Source organism: Streptomyces sp. UF-297, assembly GCF_058245575.1.
On the sequence record NZ_JBSIBZ010000046.1, the window covers coordinates 1 to 16484 of the forward strand.

The window sequence follows — 16484 nt, forward strand, 5'->3', positions numbered from 1 at the left end:
CTTTCAGCGCCGATGGTACTGCAGGGGGGACCCTGTGGGAGAGTAGGACGCCGCCGAACAATTTTTGTGGGGAGCCCTGCACCGTATGGTGCGGGGCTTTTCCGCGTTTACGGGCAGATATCCCCAGACCGCCCCCGAGGCTTGGTGAGGAACTGTTCTGTCATCTGTCAGAGGCGGCCGGTGGCCTTCAGGGTGAGGTAGGTGTCGGCGAGGTCAGGGGCGAGGCGGGACGGGGTGGAGTCGACGACGGTGATGCCGTGGCGGCGGAGGCGGTCCGCGGTGCGACGGCGCTCGGCGCGGGTCTGCTCGGCGGCCGCGGCAGCGTAAACGGCTTCGGGGGTGTGGCGGGAGGAGGCCATTTCTTCGATGCGGGGGTCCGCCACGGCGGCGACGACGACTTCGTTGCGCCGGGTCAGGCCGGGGAGGACGGGCAGCAGTGCCTCTTCCATGGGGGCGGCGTCGAGGCCGGTGAACAGGACGATGAGGGAACGGCGGGGGGCGCTGCGGTGGATGGCTGCGGCCAGACCACGGGCGTCTGCCTCGACGAGCGAAGGTTCCAGGGGCGCCAGGGCGTTGGTGACGGCGGGCAGGAGGTCGCGGGCGGTGCGGCCCTGGACCGAGGCGCGTACCCGGCGGTCGTACGCCAGGAGGTCGACGCGGTCGCCGGCGCGGGTGGCGAGGGCGGCCATGAGGAGTGCGGCATCCATGGAGGCGTCGAGGCGAGGGGTGTCGCCGACGCGGCCGGCCGAGGTGCGGCCGGTTTCCAGGACCAGGAGGATGCGGCGGTCGCGTTCGGGGCGCCAGGTGCGGACGGCGACGGACTGCCGGCGGGCGGTGGCGCGCCAGTCGATGGAGCGGGTGTCGTCGCCGGGGGTGTAGTCGCGGAGGCTGTCGAATTCGGTGCCCTCGCCGCGGGTCAGGATGCTGGTGCGGCCGTCGAGTTCGCGCAGGCGGGCGAGCTTGGCGGGGAGGTGCTTGCGGCTGGTGAAGGCCGGCAGGGCGCGCAGGGTCCAGGGGACATGGTGGCTGCCCTGGCGGGCTGCCAGGCCGAGGGGGCCGTACGAGCGCACTGTGACGCGTACGGCCTGGTGGTCGCCGCGGCGGGTGGGCCGCAGGGCGGTCGTGATGCGGCGGCGCTCGGCCGCGGGGACGCGCAGGCGGTGGCGCGAGGCGGCGATTTCGGTGCCGGGGGCGAAGGTGCTGGGGGGCCAGGCGTCGCGGACTTCGGCGCGGAGCGGGCGGTTCGACGGGTTGGTGATGGTGAGCTGGTTCTCGGCTTCGCCATTGAGTCGAACTGTTGTGTCACCGGATCGGGTGAAACGGAGCGATCGGACTGGCGCGGCGAGTGCCAGGTCGCACAAGATTGCTATCAGCAGGGCGAGTTGGGCGGTGAGGATGCCGGTCCAGCTCGGGAGAACGAGGCCGACGAAGAGGGCTCCGAGGGCGGCGAAGAGGGCGGTGCGTCCGGTGAGGGTCATGGTGTCGCTCAGCGGGGGACGGGGAGGTGGGAGAGGACGGCGTTGATGACGGAGTCGGCGGTGACTCCTTCCATCTCGGCTTCGGGGCGGAGCTGGACGCGGTGCCGGAGTGTGGGGAGAGCGAGGGCCTTTACGTCGTCGGGGGTGACGTAATCGCGGCCGGTGAGCCAGGCCCAGGCCCGTGAGGTGGAGAGCAGAGCGGTGGCGCCTCGGGGGGAGACGCCGAGGGAGAGCGAGGGGGATTCGCGGGTGGCACGGCAGATATCGACGATGTAGCCGGTGACTTCGGGGGAGACGGATGTCTTGGCGACGGCGGCCCTGGCCGCTTCCAGGTCGGCGGGGCCGGCGACCGGGCGCAGGCCCGCTCCGTCGAGGTCGCGGGGGCTGAAGCCCGCGGCATGGCGGGTGAGGATGTCGACCTCGTCCTGGCGGGCAGGCAGAGGGATCGTCAACTTCAGCAGGAAGCGGTCGAGTTGGGCTTCGGGGAGGGGATAGGTGCCCTCGTACTCGACGGGGTTCTGGGTGGCGGCGACGAGGAACGGCTCGGGGAGCGGACGGGGGGTGCCGTCGACGGTCACCTGGCGTTCCTCCATGGCTTCGAGGAGGGAGGCCTGGGTCTTGGGCGGGGTGCGGTTGATCTCGTCGGCGAGCAGGAGGTTGGTGAACACGGGGCCCTGCTGGAAGGAGAACTCCGCGGTGCGTGAGTCGAAGACGAGGGAGCCGGTGACGTCGCTCGGCATCAGATCGGGGGTGAACTGGACGCGCTTGGTGTCGAGTTCGAGCGTGGCGGCGAGGGAGCGTACGAGCAAGGTCTTGGCGACGCCGGGGACGCCTTCGAGCAGGACGTGACCGCGGCAGAGCAGGGCGACGACCAGGCCGGTGACGGCGGGGTCCTGGCCGACGACGGCCTTGGCGATCTCGGTGCGCAGGGCCTCAAGGGAAGCGCGTGCGCTGTCAGCGGTCGGGGTGCTCACGGGGGGCGTGCCTCTCTTGGGACAGGATCGAGCGTTCCAGGTCGTCGAGTTGGTCGGCCAGGTGGACCAGGGCCTTGTCGTCGACGGGGGGTGCTCCGAAGAGCAGGGAGTGGAGCGGGGCGGCGGGTGTGCCGTCCGCGGAGAGATGGGCGGCGATGGAGGGGAGCAGGATTTCGGGGGTGTGGGCGTGCGCGGGAGGCACGCCCAGGAGGGGAGCGAGCCGGGTTCGGGTGACGGAGCGGAGGACTGCGGCGGCGCGGTCGCGGGCGTTGGCTTGCTGATAGAGGCGGGCGTGGCCCTCGGTGGTCTCGGCGGCGGGGACGACGACGGGAAGCCGTTCGGGGACCAGGGGGCCCAGGCGGCGGGCGCGCCAGAGGGCGGCGAGGCCGGCGGCGACGGCGAGTTGGAGCAGGGCCCAGCGCCAGCCGGCGGGGATGAGTTCGAGGAAGTTGCGGTCGGCGTCCTGGGCGGACGCGGGGTCACTGACCGAGGGGAGGTACCAGACCAGATGCCGTTGGGAACCGAGGAGTTGAAGGGCGAGCGAGGCGTTGCCGCGCTCGGCCAGGCGGTGGTTGTAGAGGAAGTCCGGCGAGCCGAGGAGCACGGTGTCGCGGTCGGCGGAGGCGGGGAGGCGCAGCAGGGTGGCCATGCCGTCGCTGAGGTAGCAGCGGTCGGCGGAGGGAGTGGTGCTCGAGTAGCGCAGGCCGCCGGTCTCCGCGTCGCCCGCGCTGCGGGCCGCGGGCAGGGAGCAGTCCGGGGGGCGGGGCGTGACCTGGGTGGGCGGTGCGCTCTGGACGCCGGGGGCGAGGGCGCCGAGCGCTGTCGGGCCCGGGGAGAGGAGGACCGTGCGGCCCGCGGTGTCGTGGGTGGCCTTGCGGAGGGTGTCCAGCTGGCGGGAGTTGAGGAGGTCGGGGGCGGCGACCAGGAGGGTGGTGCCGGGGCCGACCGCACTGACGGCCTCCTCGGTCGTGGTCACCACCTGGGTGGTGACGCCGCGGTCGGAGAGCAGTGCGGCCAGTGCCCGGCTGCCGTAGCGGTCCGGCGAGCGGGGGTCCAGGCGCCCGTGCTGTTCTCCGGAGCGCAGGGCGGCGAAGATCGCGCCGCCCACGAGAAGGATGACCAGAGCGAGCAGCAGGCCGCGGGAGCGGGTCCACAGGCGGCGGGCCGTGGGGGAGACGGAGGTGGCCTCGGCGGCCGTCTCGGCCGGGGGCGCCGTGGGCGGTGCGGTCATGCGCCGCTCCCGGGTGGGGCGGTGGCCAGGTGGGGCTTGCTCTGCCGCAGGTCGGTGTCGAGGGCGCTCAGCAGGGCGTACTCCCGCTCGGTGCCGGTGCGGCCGCCGTATGTGACGTCGTCGAAGGCGCGGGCGGCGGAGTGCAGGCGCTCCGCGTGGCCGGGCAGGGTGCGGCCTGCTTCGGTGGCGGCCTCGTCGGCGGTGCGGCCCGGGGCGGGGGTGAGCAGGGCGCGTTCCTCCAGGGAGCGGACGATGGCCCGCATGCGTTCCTGGACGGCCTGGCTCCACTGGAGTCGGGAGGCGTGGTGCTCGGCGGCGGCGCGGTGTTCGGCGGCGGTGCGGGGGCGGTCCTCGAAGAGCGTCCCCCCGGTGGAGGGCGTACGGCGCAGGGCGCCGAGCCGCAGCCGCAGAGCGACGGCCAGGAGGAGGACGGCCGCGACGATGACCACGAGTCCGGCCCAGCCGCCGGGCGTGGCCCCGGCGGCGGCGCTGAACAGTTCGTCGATGCGTTCCCAGAACCAGTTCAGGGCACGCATCAGCGGGTTGGGGTCGTTCTGGTGGTACGCCGGGTTGGACAGTTCGCGTTCCGCCGCCTCCCGGGCGGGGTCGCGCGGGGTCCTCACCGGTACGTCGTCGCCGGCGCGCACCATGAGGTGCGCGAGCGCGGCCCTCCTCCCCCCTGCCGTCATCGCATCAGCTCTCCGGGGCGGGGTCGGTGGGCTGTTGCGGGGCGGCGGGGGAGCCGGCTGCGCCCTGCGGGTCGCTGCCGTAGCCGGGCAGGCCGGCGGCGCGGGCCAGTTCGAGGTCGAGGGCCTCGCGGCGGATGCGCTGGTCCATGTAGAGGAGCGAGGTGACGCCGGCGCTGATCGGGAAGGCGATGGTGGAGCTGATCACGGCGCCGATGCCGCTGACGATCAGGAACGTCCAGCCGGTGCCGCCGGTGCCCTCCGCCAGGTCCATGAAGCTCTGGCCGCTGACGAGAACGGCGATGAGGGCGGCCGGGATCTGCACGATGAACTGGATCAGCATCGTCAGGACCACCGTGAGCAGCTGGACGCCCAGTACCCGCCACCAGCTGCCGCGTACGAGCTTGGCCGAGCGCCGCATGGCGGTCAGGACGCCCTGCTTTTCCAGCATCAGCGCCGGGGCGGCGAGGCAGAAGCGGATCCACAGCCATACGCCCACCACGGCGGCCGCCAGACCGCCGAGGCCGACGAGGAGGGCTCCGGTGCCCACGGCGGCGGCACCGCCGGTGGACGCCACGAGCAAGCCGGGGGCCATGCACACGGCCATGATGGCCACGATCATGAGCGGGACCAGGAAGAGGAGGCCCAGCAGACGCGGCAGTTGGCCGCGGGCGTCCCGCCAGGCCTCGCCGGTGGTCACCGAGCGGCCCAGGACGGCGCGGCTGACGACGATGGTGAGCAGCCCGGTGACCACGACGACGCCCAGCATGCTGATCAGCCAGGCGATGCCGCTGCTCAGCAGTGCCGTGCTCATCTGGCTGAGCGCCTCGCTCAGGGCGACGTCGGGGTTGTTCTCCAGCGAGCTCATCCTGACGGCGTCGTCGAGGAAGAGGCCGCTGACGAGGGTGTTGACGGTCTGGGTGAACACCGCGACGACCAGCGAGATGCCCAGCACCGTGCGCCAGTGGGCGCGCATGGTGGACACCGCGCCGTCCAGGATCTCGCCTATGCCCAGCGGGCGCAGCGGGATGACGCCGGGTTTGGCGGCCGGGGGCGGGGCCCAGGGGGTGCCCCAGCCGGGTCCGCCGCCCCAGCCGCTCTGGGGTCCGGGGGCGTCCTGGCCGGGGCCGGGCCCGGTGGGGGCGGACCACTGGCCGGAGGGCGGCTGCTGGGTGGACCACTGCGACGGGGGCTGCTGACCGGAGGGGCCGGGCCGGTCGGCGGGGGAGGACTGCTCCTGAGGGCCGCGGTCCGGCTCGTCGGAGGGGGAGGATCCGGGCGAGGCCCAGCCCGGAGAGTTGTTCATCGTCGCTCCTTCATGCTGCCCGTCCGCGAGGGCGGCCGGGGTCCGGGGTCCGCGGTGTCAGTCATCGTGTCATGGCGCACGGGGCTTTGTGCCGGGCCCCTTCCCCGGAGGAGACCTTCTGCTGCACCGCCTCTCGGCGGCAGACTGGTCGGATGGCCGATCGGTACGAGCTGTCCATGGCGGGCGCCGAGGCACCCGCAGTCGCGTCGTTGCGTTGGGAGGAGCCGCCTGAGGGGCCCGTACTGGTCCTTCTCGATCAGACAAGGCTGCCGGCCGAGGAAGTGGAGCTGGTGTGCACGGATGTTCCGGCCCTGGTCCAGGCGATCAGGACGCTGGCCGTGCGAGGGGCCCCGCTGCTGGGGATCGCGGGAGCGTACGGCGTCGCGCTGGCAGCCGCGCGGGGCTTCGATGTGGACGACGCCGCCGAGACCCTGGCGCACGCGCGGCCGACCGCCGTCAATCTCGGGTACGGCGTGCGGCGGGCCGCCGGGGCCTTTCACGCCGCGCTCGGCGGCGGTGCGGGACGCGGGGAGGCCGCCGCCGCGGCGCTGGCCGAGGCCCGCGCGGTGCATGCCGAGGACGCCGAGGCCAGCGCGCGGATGGCGGAGCTGGGACGGGCGCTGCTGGGGGAGCTGCTGCCGGGTGGCGGCCACCGGATCCTCACGCACTGCAACACGGGGGCGCTGGTGTCCGGGGGCGAGGGGACCGCCCTGGCGGTGGCGCTGGCGGTGCACCGGGCCGGGGAGCTGCGGCGGCTGTGGGTGGACGAGACCCGTCCGCTGCTGCAGGGGGCCAGGCTGACGGCGTACGAGGCGGCGCGGGCCGGCATGGCGTACACCGTGCTCGCCGACGGGGCGGCGGGGTCGCTGTTCGCGGCCGGTGAGGTGGACGCGGTGCTGATCGGTGCGGACCGGATCGCGGCGGACGGGTCGGTGGCCAACAAGGTGGGCAGCTATCCGCTGGCGGTGCTGGCCCGTTATCACCACGTTCCGTTCGTGGTGGTGGCGCCGACCAGCACGGTGGATCTGGGGACAGCGGAGGGAGCGTTGATCGAGGTGGAGCACCGTCCGGGGCACGAGGTGACGGAATTCATGGTGCCGCAGGTTCCGGGGGGCGGGGCGGAGGCGGGCGTGGGGATACCGGTGGCACCGCTGGGCGCGCAGGCCTACAACCCGGCGTTCGACGTCACGCCGGCCGAGCTGGTGACCGCGATCGTCACGGAGGCCGGAGTGATCTCCCCGGTGGTCGGTAACGATCTTGTGGAACTGTGTTCCACCTCACGATTCGGTAAGTCACGATCAGGTAATGGGATGATGGCCGAATGAAGGGACGCGTCCTGGTCGTCGACGACGACACCGCACTGGCAGAGATGCTCGGCATCGTGCTGCGCGGCGAAGGCTTTGAACCGTCGTTCGTGTCGGACGGCGACAAGGCTCTCGCCGCCTTCCGCGACGCCAAGCCCGACCTCGTACTCCTGGACCTCATGCTGCCCGGACGGGACGGCATCGAGGTGTGCCGGCTCATCCGGGCCGAGTCCGGGGTGCCGATCGTGATGCTGACCGCCAAGAGCGACACTGTCGACGTGGTGGTCGGGCTCGAGTCGGGTGCGGACGACTACATCGTCAAGCCGTTCAAGCCGAAGGAGCTGGTGGCCCGGATCCGGGCGCGGCTGCGGCGGTCGGAGGAGCCGGCGCCGGAGCAGCTGGCCATCGGTGACCTCGTCATCGATGTGGCGGGCCACTCCGTCAAGCGGGACGGGCAGTCGATAGCGCTCACGCCGCTGGAGTTCGACCTGCTGGTGGCGCTGGCCCGCAAGCCGTGGCAGGTCTTCACCCGTGAGGTGCTGCTGGAGCAGGTGTGGGGCTATCGCCATGCCGCCGACACCCGGCTGGTCAACGTCCATGTGCAGCGGCTGCGTTCCAAGGTCGAGAAGGACCCGGAGCGGCCGGAGATCGTGGTGACCGTGCGCGGCGTCGGCTATAAGGCCGGACCCAGCTGATATGCCCCGGGACGGTTCGGCTCCGGGGAACAGGCGGGGGCGGACCGTCGGCACGGCGGGAAGAATGTCCCTTTTCGAGCGTTTGTTGAGGGGTGGGCAGTTGCTGCCTGACGGGGCGTCGAGCGGCCCTGTCCACCCCCTGCTGCGGCTGTTCGGCCGCTGGGTCCGCCGTCCGCTGCTGCCCGCGCTGCGTCTGTGGCGGCGCAACATCCAGCTGCGGGTGGTCGCCTCCACCCTGGTGATGTCGCTGGGTGTGGTGGTGCTGCTGGGCATCGTGGTGATCGTGCAGGTCCGCAACGGGCTGATGGACGCCAAGCGGCAGGCCGCCCAGAGTCAGGCAGCCGGAGGCTTCGCGGCCGCGCAGAAGATGGCCGACGGCGTCGGCGAGGCCCGCGCCGACGAGGGATCGCGGACCGGAAACCGCGGCACGCAGGACTCGGCGACCTGGCTGACCAGCCTGGTGGAGCAGCTCGCCAGCGGCGGCAAGGGCGTCTTCTCGGTCGTGGCGCTCAGCACGGACTCCGAGGTGCAACAGCCCTTCGGCGACAGCACCCAGGGCCCGCGCGGCCCCCGCGCCTCGGGCGATGTGGACCCCGAGCTGAGCGTGCCGCTGGAGCTGCGCCAGAAGCTGGACGGCAAGACCGGTACGTCCTTTCGGCAGTACACCCAGATCAAGCGCAAGGGGCACGAGGAGGGGGTGCCCGCGCTCGTCATCGGCAAGCGGCTGAGCGACGCCAACAGCAACCCCTACCAGCTCTATTACCTCTTCCCCCTGGACCAGGAGGAGAAGTCCCTCACCCTGGTGAAGACCACCCTGGCCACGGCAGGGGTGTTCCTGGTGGCGCTGCTCGGGGCGATCGCCTGGCTGGTGGTGCGCCAGGTCGTCTCGCCCGTACGGATGGCCGCCGGGATCTCCGAGGGGCTGGCGGCGGGGCTGCTCCAGGAACGGATGAAGGTCACCGGCGAGGACGACATCGCGCGCCTGGGCGAGTCCTTCAACAAGATGGCGCAGAACCTCCAGGTCAAGATCCAGCAGCTGGAGGAGCTGTCGCGGATGCAGCGCCGGTTCGTCTCGGACGTCTCGCACGAGCTGCGCACGCCCCTGACGACCGTACGGATGGCCGCGGACGTCATCCACGAGGCGCGGGAGGACTTCGACCCGGCCACCGCCCGCTCGGCGGAGCTGCTGCGCGGCCAGCTGGACCGCTTCGAGTCGCTGCTCGCCGACCTGCTGGAGATCAGCAGGTTTGACGCGGGAGCGGCCGCGCTGGAGGCCGAGCCGATAGACCTGCGCGATGTCGTCCACCGCGTCATCGAAGGCGCCGAGCCGCTGGCCGAGCGCAAGGGCAGCCGCATCCTGGTGCGCGGCGCCGAGCAGCCCGTGGTCGCCGAGGCGGACGCCCGGCGCGTGGAGCGGGTGCTGCGCAACCTGGTCGTCAACGCCGTCGAGCACGGCGAGGGGCGCGATGTGGTGGTGCGCCTGGCCTCCGCCGGTGACCGGCGCGGCGGCTCGGTGGCGGTCGCGGTGCGCGACTACGGCGTGGGCCTCAAGCCCGGCGAGGCGACCAGGGTGTTCAACCGTTTCTGGCGCGCGGACCCGGCCCGGGCTCGTACGACCGGAGGCACCGGCCTCGGCCTGTCGATCGCGGTCGAGGACGCCCGGCTGCACGGCGGCTGGCTGCAGGCCTGGGGCGAGCCGGGCGGCGGCTCGCAGTTCCGGCTGACGCTGCCGCGTACGGCGGGCGAGGCGCTGCGCGGCTCCCCGATATCCCTGGAGCCCGAGGACTCGCGGCGCAACCGCAAGCGCAACCACGGCCAGGCGCGCGGCGCGGGGCGCAAGAACACCACCATCCCCGCCCAGTCCCGCGCCCCCGGCCCGCTCGCGGCGGCCACCTCCTCGACGGCGGGCCCGGCGGCACTGCCGGGCAACGGCGCCCGTGTGGTGGCGCCCGGCGCGGAGACGGCCGACGGGGCGCGGGGCGAGGGCAGGCCGGCGGACGGCGCACGGGCGGACGGCACACGGACCCCGCGCCCCACAGGGACCGCGGGACCGGCGGTTTCCGGGGACGGCAGGGGGCCGGGCCGTGGCGTACGCGCCGAGGCGGGGACGGCCGAGGACGGACGGGGCGGGCATCAGGAGGGCGAGCTTCGTGGGCGCTGAACGTGACGGGCTGCGAGGCGGCGCCCTGGATACGGGCGGCGCCGGGCCCCGTAGGGCGCGCGGCGCGCGTACCCGCGCCCTCGCGCTGCTCGGCTGCGGCGCGCTGGTGCTGGCGGGCTGTGCCTCCATGCCGGACAGCGGGGACCCCACGGAGGTCGACCAGTCGCCGCGCGCCGAGCGGGACTCGCAGGTGCGGGTCTACGGCGTGCCGCCGCGCGACGGCGCCTCGCCGATCGCGGTGGTCCGCGGCTTCCTGGACGCGACGACCAGCGACGAGGAGCGTTTCCCCACGGCCCGTCAGTACCTGGCCAAGTCGGTACGGGACACCTGGGACCCGTTCGTGGGCACCAACGTGCTCCAGGACCGGCCGACGGCCAAGGACACCGGGCAGCTCAACCGGGAGGACTCCGACGGCTATACGGTCGGCCTCTCGGGCAGCCAGATCGCGACCGTGGACAGCAAGCACGCCTATACGCCGCAGGAGAAGCAGTACAAGGTCGGCATCCACCTCATCAAGGAGGGGGACCAGTGGCGGATCGACCGGCTGCCCAACGGGCTGGTGCTGGGGCTCTCCGACTTCCAGCGCATATACCGCTCCGTCAACAAGTACTACTTCGCGTCCTACAACTCCGAGGCGCGGGAGGCCAGGGCGGACAAGAACGTGCTCGTCGCCGACCCCGTCTATCTGCGCCAGCGCATAGACCCCGTCACCGCCAGCGCCAGGGCCCTCCTGGAGGGCCCCACCAACTGGCTGAACCAGGTGACCTCGACGGCGTTCCCCACCGGCACCACCCTCAAGGACAAGGGGCTGTCCCTGGACGACTCCAACGCCCTGCGGGTGCGGCTGAGCAAGCAGGCCGAGCACATCGAGACCGGCCAGTGCCGGCGGATGGCGGCCCAACTGCTCTACACCGTCCAGGACATGACGCGCGCCTCCAAGATCAGTGAGGTGGAGCTCCAGGGCGAGAGCGGCGGCTCGCTGTGCGTGCTGACGCAGGATCAGGCCAACCGGGAGTTCGCCCCGCGCAAGCGCTACGGCCACGCCACTCCCAAGGAGTACTTCATCGACCAGGACCACCGGGTGGTCAGCACGGGCGACAGCGGTACGGAACCGACTCCCGTCCCCGGGCCGTTCGGCAGGGCCAAGCTCCATCTGCGCTCGGTCGGCGTCTCGCGCGGCGAGGACATCGCGGCCGGCGTCCTGACCAACGGCCGTGCGCTGTACGTCGCTCCGCTGCAGGACGGTGCCGAGCAGGGCGAGGTGCGCCTGCGCAGCCGGTCCTCGGACAAGAACTACGGCCTGACCGCGCCCAGTTGGGACGGCCTGGGGGACCTGTGGATCGCGGACGCCGACGAGGACGGCTCGCGGTTGCTGCGGCTGCGCCACGGCACCGAGGAGCCCGAGGAGGTCTCGGTGCCCGGCCTCGGTGAGCGGCGCATCAAGGCCGTCCGGATGGCGGCCGACGGCATCCGTATCGCCCTGCTGGTGGAGGAGAAGGGGCGTACGACCCTGCAGCTGGGCCGGGTCGAGCGGGGCGGCACCCCCGAGCACCCCAAGCTCGCCGTCCAGGAACTGCGGCCCATCGCGCCGCAGTTGGAGGACGTGGCGGCCGCTTCCTGGGCGGGCGGCAGCCGCCTGGTGGTCGTCGGGCGGGAGTCCGGCGGCGTCCAGCAGATGCAGTACATGGAGACCGACGGCTCCGCCTCCAACGCCCAGACGCTGCCCGGGGTCAACGGTGTGAAGGCGGTGGCGGCCTCGGAGGACGAGTCCCGGCCGCTGCTGGCGCTGGCGGCCGAGGGGATCGTACGGCTGCCGCTGGACGCGAACTGGAAGACGGTGGCCAAGGACGGCACGGCGCCGGTCTACCCGGGCTGAGGCGGCGGGCCGCGGGGCGGGAGAGCGGACCGCGGCGCCGCATTTGCGCCCGTCCCCGGGCGGCCGCGCGGAGTTTTCCACAGGGGGTGGTTTCGGCCCGCGGACGGCGGCAAGGTGGAGACATGCGCGGTCTGTGGCAGGAATTCACCGGCCTGGTGCTGCCCGTCGACTGCGCCGGGTGCGGCCGTCCGCGCACCGAGCTGTGCGAGGAGTGCCGCCGGGTGCTGTCGCGCGGCCGTGGCGGGCGTGGGCCGGGGCGGGTGCGGCCCGATCCGGTGCCCGCGGGGCTGCCCCGGGTGAGCGCCGCCGCCGTGTACGCGGACGAGGTGCGCGCCGTGCTGCTCGCGCACAAGGAGCGCGGTGCGCTGCGGCTGGCGGGCCCGCTGGGCGCGGCGCTGGCCGGTGCCGTACGCGCCCTGGGGCCCGGTGGCGGGCCGCTGCTGCTGGTGCCGGTACCCTCGGCCCGGCGCTCGGTGGCCGGGCGGGGCCACGACCCGGTGCGCAGGATCGCGCGGGCGGCGGCGGGCGAGCTGCGCGGGGCCGGTGCCGCGGCGCGGGTGCTGGCGGTGCTGCGGCAGCGGCGCCCGGTGGCCGACCAGGCGGGCCTGAGCGCTCGACAGCGGCTGGAGAATCTCTCGGGTGCCCTGGAGGCCGTACGGGGTGCCGAAAGGCTGCTGGAGGCGGCTCCAGTGGTGCTGGTGGACGACCTGGTGACCACGGGGGCGTCGCTCGCGGAAGCCGCGCGGGCCGTGAAGAGCGCTGGTGGAAGGGTTGCCGGTGCCGCAGTGGTGGCTGCGCCGCACGCTGCTTTCGAAATCAACTGGAACTGACCGGGAAAATTAATCGTTGCAGGTAACGAGGGCGAAAAATCACCCAAACGGAGCTAGCGGCCGTGAGGGGGTGCCGACACCCGTCCGGGCGAGCTATGTTCGGTTGTGAGGACTTGGCAGACGCTTTGCCTCACTTGCCGGGATAAGTGCGCTTACGGGCTTATGCGGCAACGCTTGCAGTGGCTCGCAAAACGCTGGCGTGGAGATCTTGTCAGTGGGGGAGGAGGAGGTGAAAGTCGCCAAGTCCGAGGCTTCGGCAATTACCGGAGTCTGGTGCAAGAAGGAATTGCTCCGCCCGCTGAGCGGAGCGATCCGGGAACGGAGTTCTGCGTGGACATCGTCGTCAAGGGCCGCAAGACCGAGGTGCCCGAGCGGTTCCGCAAGCACGTGGCCGAGAAGCTGAAGCTGGACAAGGTTCAGAAGCTCGACGGCAAGGTGATCAGCCTGGACGTCGAGGTGTCCAAGGAGCCCAACCCGCGGCAGGCCGACCGTTCCGACCGAGTGGAGATCACCCTCCGCTCCCGTGGCCCGGTCGTCCGGGCCGAGGCATCTGCCGCCGACCCGTACGCCGCGCTGGACCTGGCCACGGCCAAGCTGGAGGCGCGGCTGCGCAAGCAGCACGACAAGCGCCACTCGCGCCGCGGCAACGGCCGCATCCCGGCGAGCGAGGTCGCCGTCACCGTCCCCGACGCCGCGCGCCTGAACGGCCACGGGGAGACCGCGGCGGAGGAGTCCGCGGGCGAGGCCAAGGTGCCCACCACGCGGATGGGTTCGCTGGAGATCCAGGGTGAAGGCCCCCTGGTGGTCCGGGAGAAGACCCACGCCGCCGCGCCGATGGCGCTGGACCAGGCGCTGTACGAGATGGAGTTGGTGGGCCACGACTTCTATCTCTTCGTCGACATCGACACCAAACAGCCGAGCGTCGTCTACCGGCGCCACGCCTATGACTACGGCGTGATCCGGCTGAATTCCGACCCGTTCGCCGAGGAGGCGCCCACTGGCGCCGGCGGCGCGCTCGGCGGCTGATATCCGTCGGCAGGGTGCCCCCGGTGCACGCCGGGGGCACCATTGCGCCTGCGAGAGGCAGGAGTTGAGGCCGTATAGTGTCTGTGCCAGCCAGGGTGCTTGTGGGCACGAAACGGCGAGTAGCCGGGGAGACCGTTGTATGGCGTTGATCGGGCTGGCCGCAGGGGGCTGTTGTCAACCAGCCTTATCTCCAAGCTCTGGCCTTCCGGCCGAGTAGTTGACGGGGAGGAACGATGGGGGACAGCTTCGGTCCCGTGCGTGGCGCGTCCGCCGGTGACGACGGTTCCGGGGGCGGTGGTGCCGGCATGGACGCGAGCCTGTCGCGCAAGGAGCCGATCAGGGTCCTGGTGGTGGACGACCACGCGCTCTTCCGCCGCGGCCTGGAGATCGTGCTCGCCCAGGAGGAGGACATCCAGGTCGTCGGTGAGGCCGGGGACGGCGCGGAGGCGGTGGACAAGGCCGCCGACCTGCTGCCGGACATCGTGCTGATGGACGTACGGATGCCCAAGCGCGGCGGCATCGAGGCCTGCACCTCCATCAAGGAGGTGGCCCCCAGCGCGAAGATCATCATGCTGACGATCAGCGACGAGGAGGCCGACCTCTACGACGCGATCAAGGCCGGGGCCACGGGATATCTCCTCAAGGAGATCTCCACCGACGAGGTGGCCACCGCCATCCGCGCGGTCGCCGACGGCCAGTCCCAGATCAGCCCGTCGATGGCGTCCAAGCTGCTGACCGAGTTCAAGTCGATGATCCAGCGCACGGACGAACGCCGGCTCGTGCCGGCCCCGCGCCTGACCGACCGAGAGCTGGAGGTCCTCAAGCTCGTCGCCACGGGCATGAACAACCGCGACATCGCCAAGGAACTGTTCATCTCCGAGAACACCGTGAAGAACCACGTCCGCAACATCCTGGAGAAGCTTCAGCTGCACTCCAGGATGGAGGCGGTGGTCTACGCGATGCGGGAGAAGATCCTGGAGATCCGCTAGCGGAATCCAGGGGCTGCGGGCGGCAACTCCTCATCTTTGTCAGGCGAGTTGGGCGACTTCGGCGCGCAGTGCGGTGGCCAGGGCGGGGTCGTCGCAGCGCTCGATGCGTACGCTGTCGCAGCCCACCCACTCGGCGGCCTCGCGCAGGGCCTGGGCCATGGGGCGCACCGCCTTGGCATCGCGCATCGAGACCTGGCGGGCGATGAGCACGGAGCCCTCGCGGGCCGGGTCCACCCGGCCCACCAGCCTGCCGCCGGCCAGCAGCGGCATCGCGAAATAGCCGTGTATCCGCTTGGGCCTGGGCACATAGGCCTCCAGGCGGTGGGTGAAGCCGAAGATGCGCTCCGTGCGCGGGCGGTCCCAGATCAGGGAGTCGAAGGGCGAGAGCAGGGTCGTGCGGTGGCGGCCGCGGGGCGTGGTGGCGAGGGCGGCGGGATCGGCCCAGGCGGGCTTGCCCCAACCCTCGACCTCGATTGGCACCAGGCCCGAGCCCTCGATGACGGCGTCGACCTGCTCGGCCTTGAGGCGGTGGTAGTCGGCCAGATCCGCGCGGGTGGCGACCCCCATCGCCGCCCCGGCCTGGGCGACCAGGCGGCGGGTGCACTCGGCGTCGTCCAGGTCGTCGTGCAGGAGATCGCCGGGGATCGCGCGCTCGGCGAGGTCGTACACGCGCTTCCAGCCGCGGCGCTGCGTACACACCACCGCGCCGGTGTCCAGCAGCCACTCCACCGCGATCTTGGTCTCGGACCAGTCCCACCACTCGCCGCCCTTCCTGCCGCCGCCCAGCTCGGTGGTGGTCAGCGGGCCGTCGGCCTTGAGGCGGTCCACTACGGCGGTGCAGGAGCGCTCGGAGTCCTGCATGATGTGCCAGCGGTGACCCTTGGCGCGGTAGGCCCGGCGACGGAAGGCGAAGTGCGGCCACTCCTCCACCGGCAGGATGCAGGCGGCGTGCGACCAGTACTCGAAGCTGTGGGGCCGCCGCGACGGCGCGCCGTCGGGCGCCGCCGCCGATCCGGGAGTCCAGTAGGCGGCCTCCACGGCCGGGCGGCCGACCGCGCCGAGGCGGGCGTAGGGGATCAGCTCGTGGGAGCGGGCCAGTACGGAGATGGTGTCCAGCTGCACCGCGCCCAGGCTGCGCAGCACACCGCCCACGCCCGCGCGGCGGTCCGGCGCCCCGAGCAGGCCCTGCGCGCGCAGCGCCAGGCGCCGCGCCTCGTCGGCGGACAGAGAGGTCATGGGCCTGGGGGACTTCGCTGCTGTCATGCCCGACAGCGTAGGGGCGGCCACTGACAACGCCCGCGGCAGCGCTTTGGCCGCGGGCGCGGCGAACTGGTCAGCGGGGAAAGGGGAGATGGGGCGTCGCGGAGGGCAGGCCCAGGTCGGCGGGGAGCAGCGAGCCGACCCAGGCGTCCCGGCGGGTGCCGCCGTGCAGCAGCCGGGCGCGCAGGGTGCCCTCCATGTGGAACCCGGCGCTGCGGGCGACGGCCCGCGAGCCCTCGTTGCCGACCTCGGCGAACCACTCCAGGCGCTCCACGCCGACCTCGGCCAGCGCCCAGCGCGCCACCTCGCGGGCCGCCTCGGCGGTGTACCCCTTGCCGCGCTGCTCCTTCGCCGTCCAGTAGCCGATCTCGGCCTGCCGGTCGGCGGTGTGCAGCCGGTCCAGGCGGACCAGGCCGATGCAGCCCACCAGCGCCCCGTCCGCGCGGGTGCGGGCGACGAAGCTGTACCCGGTGTCCGCGCGCCAGTTCTCGGGGGAGACGGTGCCCGTGAACTGCTCCGCGTCCTGGAGGCCGTAAGGGGACGGCACGTTCGTGTAGCGCGGAATGTCGGGGTCCTGGCAGGCGGCGTGCACATCGGGGGCGTCGGACAGGGCCGGCGGGCGCAGGACGAGGCGCTCGGTGGCGAGAGTGACGGGCTCCATACGGGGA

The 16484-nt window shown here is 72.5% G+C and carries 14 protein-coding genes; 7 read left to right on the forward strand and 7 right to left on the reverse strand.

Translation table 11 applies throughout. The features are described 5' to 3' along the window. Nucleotides 1–167: 167 nt before the first annotated feature. The 5 genes from AC4IJH_RS24375 to AC4IJH_RS24395 are packed head-to-tail and all read right to left on the reverse strand — an operon-like array spanning nt 168 to nt 5675. Nucleotides 168–1478: a DUF58 domain-containing protein gene (locus AC4IJH_RS24375; RefSeq protein WP_490853965.1), complete on the reverse strand. Its 1311-nt coding sequence runs from the start codon at nt 1476–1478 to the stop codon at nt 168–170. Between the two features lie 8 nt (nt 1479–1486). Continuing rightward, nucleotides 1487–2452 carry an AAA family ATPase gene (locus AC4IJH_RS24380; protein WP_490853966.1) on the reverse strand — a complete coding sequence of 322 codons (966 nt, stop codon included), beginning with the start codon at nt 2450–2452 and terminating at the stop codon, nt 1487–1489. After that, on the reverse strand, nt 2433–3683 hold the full coding sequence (locus tag AC4IJH_RS24385; RefSeq protein ID WP_490853967.1) for a DUF4350 domain-containing protein: 1251 nt from the start codon (nt 3681–3683) through the stop codon (nt 2433–2435). Before AC4IJH_RS24385 ends, AC4IJH_RS24380 begins: the two co-directional genes overlap by 20 nt. Next, on the reverse strand, nt 3680–4372 hold the full coding sequence (locus tag AC4IJH_RS24390) for a DUF4129 domain-containing protein (RefSeq protein WP_490853968.1): 693 nt from the start codon (nt 4370–4372) through the stop codon (nt 3680–3682). Before AC4IJH_RS24390 ends, AC4IJH_RS24385 begins: the two co-directional genes overlap by 4 nt. 4 nt (nt 4373–4376) lie before the next feature. Beyond that, on the reverse strand, nt 4377–5675 hold the full coding sequence (locus tag AC4IJH_RS24395) for a DUF7847 domain-containing protein (RefSeq protein WP_490853969.1): 1299 nt from the start codon (nt 5673–5675) through the stop codon (nt 4377–4379). Nucleotides 5676–5827: 152 nt separating this feature from the next. On the opposite strand from AC4IJH_RS24395, the gene mtnA reads away from it, so the two are divergent. The 7 genes from mtnA to AC4IJH_RS24430 all read left to right on the forward strand — a co-directional run bounded on the left by mtnA (nt 5828) and on the right by AC4IJH_RS24430 (nt 14556). Next, nucleotides 5828–7000, forward strand: coding sequence for an S-methyl-5-thioribose-1-phosphate isomerase (mtnA, locus tag AC4IJH_RS24400; RefSeq protein ID WP_490853970.1), 1173 nt, complete (start codon nt 5828–5830; stop codon nt 6998–7000). Then, complete coding sequence (mtrA, locus tag AC4IJH_RS24405; RefSeq protein ID WP_490853971.1) at nt 6997–7674, forward strand: two-component system response regulator MtrA; 678 nt, start codon at nt 6997–6999, stop codon at nt 7672–7674. The genes mtnA and mtrA overlap by 4 nt, the downstream gene beginning before the upstream one ends. A gap of 1 nt (nt 7675) precedes the next feature. Further along, nucleotides 7676–9835 carry an MtrAB system histidine kinase MtrB gene (gene mtrB, locus AC4IJH_RS24410; protein ID WP_490853972.1) on the forward strand — a complete coding sequence of 720 codons (2160 nt, stop codon included), beginning with the start codon at nt 7676–7678 and terminating at the stop codon, nt 9833–9835. Then, complete coding sequence (locus tag AC4IJH_RS24415; RefSeq protein WP_490853973.1) at nt 9825–11711, forward strand: LpqB family beta-propeller domain-containing protein; 1887 nt, start codon at nt 9825–9827, stop codon at nt 11709–11711. The genes mtrB and AC4IJH_RS24415 overlap by 11 nt, the downstream gene beginning before the upstream one ends. A 122-nt stretch (nt 11712–11833) precedes the next feature. After that, on the forward strand, nt 11834–12541 hold the full coding sequence (locus tag AC4IJH_RS24420) for a ComF family protein (protein ID WP_490853974.1): 708 nt from the start codon (nt 11834–11836) through the stop codon (nt 12539–12541). Between the two features lie 330 nt (nt 12542–12871). Continuing rightward, entirely contained in the window at nt 12872–13567 is a 696-nt protein-coding gene (hpf, locus tag AC4IJH_RS24425; RefSeq protein WP_490853975.1) for a ribosome hibernation-promoting factor, HPF/YfiA family, read from the forward strand. 233 nt (nt 13568–13800) lie between these two features. Next, on the forward strand, nt 13801–14556 hold the full coding sequence (locus AC4IJH_RS24430) for a response regulator (RefSeq protein ID WP_490853976.1): 756 nt from the start codon (nt 13801–13803) through the stop codon (nt 14554–14556). A gap of 39 nt (nt 14557–14595) precedes the next feature. On the opposite strand, the gene AC4IJH_RS24435 is transcribed toward AC4IJH_RS24430, so the two are convergent. Next, a complete protein-coding gene (locus AC4IJH_RS24435; protein ID WP_490854017.1) occupies nt 14596–15792 on the reverse strand; it encodes a winged helix-turn-helix domain-containing protein in 1197 nt (398 codons plus the stop codon). Nucleotides 15793–15889: 97 nt separating this feature from the next. Beyond that, the gene (locus tag AC4IJH_RS24440; RefSeq protein WP_490853977.1) at nt 15890–16477 is read right to left on the reverse strand and encodes a GNAT family N-acetyltransferase; all 588 of its coding nucleotides are present in this window, start codon (nt 16475–16477) and stop codon (nt 15890–15892) included. Nucleotides 16478–16484 lie beyond the last annotated feature (7 nt).